Raw genomic sequence first — 2,493 nt, forward strand, 5'->3', positions numbered from 1 at the left:
GGGGCAAGCCCTTTTGGTTCCTTTTAAGGCGATTGTTAAAAGGGACTCGCCCGGGATGGCGAAACCAAAAGCATCAGCAAAGCTCGGTAATCAGCTGGGAACACTTAACCCAGACCGCACAAACGAAAACGGGCCCTTGCGGGCCCGTCCTCGGGAATAAAACGGCTACGGGTTAGCGTAGCCAGAGCCACTTGGGCTCAAGGGATCAATCGTCGTTCATCCGCGAGTGGGTGCGGGTGTCCTTCATGAACACGTACACCAGCAGCGAGCAGGCGATACAGGCGGTCACGTACCAGTAGAAGCCGCTCTCCATGCCGATGCTCTTGAACCACAGCGCCACGTACTCGGCGGTGCCGCCGAAGATGGACACGGTCAGCGCATAGGGCAGGCCCACGCCCAGGGCACGGATCTCGGTGGGGAACAGCTCGGCCTTCACCACGGCGTTGATCGAGGTGTAGCCGCTGACGATGATCAGCGCCGCCATGATCAGGAAGAACGCGCCCCACCAGGTCTCGATGGTGTGCAGGGTGCTGAGGATCGGGTAGGTGAACAGGGTGCCCAGCACGCCGAAGGCGATCAGGATCGGACGGCGGCCGACCTTGTCCGAGAGCGCGCCCACCAGGGGCTGCAGCAGCATGAACAGGAACAGGGTGGCGGCCGAGATCATGGTCGAGTCGTTCTTGCTCATGCCGACCGTGTTGACCAGGTATTTCTGCATGTAGGTGGTGTAGGTGTAGAAGGCCAGGGTGCCGCCCATGGTCAGGCCGATCACGGTGAACACTTCCTTGGGGTGGCGCATCAGGGTGCGCAGCAGGCTTTCCTTCGGCTTGTCCTTCTTCTTGGTGAAGGACTCGGTCTCTTCCATGCCGCGACGCAGGAACATCGCCACGACCGCGCACAGGGCGCCGATGAAGAAGGGCACGCGCCAGCCCCAGCTTTCCAGCTGCTCGGTGGAGAGGGTCTGCTGGAGAATGATCAGCACCGCCAGGGCGATGAGTTGGCCGGAGATCAGGGTCACGTACTGGAAGCTGGAGAAGAAGCCGCGACGCTCCTTGGTCGCCATCTCCGACAGGTAGGTGGCCGAGGTGCCGTACTCGCCACCGACCGACAGGCCCTGCAGCAGGCGGGCGACCACCAGCAGGATGGGTGCGGCGATGCCGATGGTTTCATAGCTGGGGGTCAGCGCGATGATCAGCGAGCCGAAGCACATCAGCAGGACCGAGGCCAGCAGGGCGGCTTTGCGGCCCTTGCGGTCGGCGTAGATGCCCATCAGCCAGCCGCCGATCGGGCGCATCAGGAAGCCCACGGCGAAGATCGCGGCGGTGTTCAGGAGCTGGGCGGTCAGGTCGCCCTGGGGGAAGAAGGCCTTGGCGAAGTACAGCGAGAAGGCGGCGTAGACGTACCAGTCGTACCACTCGACCAGGTTGCCCACCGAGCCGCTGAAAATGGATTTGATGCGTTGCGAAGTGGTGCGGGGTGCTGCTGAGGCAGTCAGGGTGCTGGTGCTTTCCATCGTGTTTCCTCGAGTCATAGTTGTTGTTGTAGGCACGGCTCTCGCCGCGCTTGGGGTGCGGGCACATAGCAGGAGCTGTGCCAGCGCCGCAAAGCGCCGGAATAGAAGGCTCGGAGGGATTTCACAGGGCATTTGTGCGCGGATTCGCGCTTATCGCGAGGGGGGCATAAGCGGGATTCCGCCTATCCGTTGATGGCCAGGTAGGGGCGAGTTCATTGGCTCTGTCTGCGTTAAGTGTTGCTAGAGGATTTGAGCCCAGCTGACTGCCGAGCTCTGGTGATGCTTCTGGTTTCGCCCACCCGGGCGAGTCCCTTTTTTCAATCGCCAAAAAAGGAACCAAAAACGCTTGCCCCATCATCCGGCCCGACTGCGTCGGGTTCCCTCACTCCATCGTTGCTCTGGGGGCCGGCGCGATGGGCCATCCATGGCCTGGCGCGCCTCTCGCGGCATCCATGCCGCTCGTCCCCCGGCGCAACGACTGCGTTCGGCCTCCTGGAGGGGCGGTGGCGGCTGCTCCAACTTTCTTCGTCCAGCGCATCGCCGCGTGGTGCGCACAGGCTTTCGTAGGATGGTGTAGAGCGAAGCGAAACCCATGCTGTGGAGGTGGAAGAAATCCATAAATGCCCGGAAAGCACCGTGCTTGAGCGCTTGCATTAAAACCTCAACAGCTAATGCCGACAGAGCCAATTCGTTCGCCAAGCGGTGTGCAGCGCCGCCGCCCCAACCGAGCTATCCACAATGACTTTTCCGGGCGAATGAATTCGCCCCTACATTGCCCACAATTACTGTGGAGCCAACTGTTGGTTAGCTGTGGATAGATTGCTTGAAGCCAGCGATAGCAGTGCTTTGAAGACTGTGCTCAGACTTTGATCACTGCCGCCCATTCGCGGTTGAAACCGCTCCCACAGGCAGGCGAGCACCCGTGGGAGCGAATTCATTCGCGAAGAAATCCCCAGGCGAACGCATTCATCCCCAGTTGC

The 2,493-nt window shown here is 61.3% G+C and carries 1 protein-coding gene; it reads right to left on the reverse strand.

Going from position 1 to position 2,493, the window contains the following annotated elements:
* Window positions 1-205: 205 nt before the first annotated feature.
* On the reverse strand, window positions 206-1,513 hold the full coding sequence (locus tag OEJ36_RS30360) for an MFS transporter (RefSeq protein ID WP_263404650.1): 1,308 nt from the start codon (window positions 1,511-1,513) through the stop codon (window positions 206-208).
* Window positions 1,514-2,493: the final 980 nt, after the last annotated feature.

Origin of the sequence: Pseudomonas sp. PDM13 (assembly GCF_025685765.1) — a bacterium.
Taxonomy (GTDB): Bacteria; Pseudomonadota; Gammaproteobacteria; order Pseudomonadales; family Pseudomonadaceae; genus Metapseudomonas; species Metapseudomonas solani.

Coding starts and splice junctions, on each gene's coding strand:
- OEJ36_RS30360 (WP_263404650.1), bottom strand. CDS start 1,513: ATGGAAAGCACCAGCACCCTGACTGCCTCAGCAGCACCCCGCACCACT.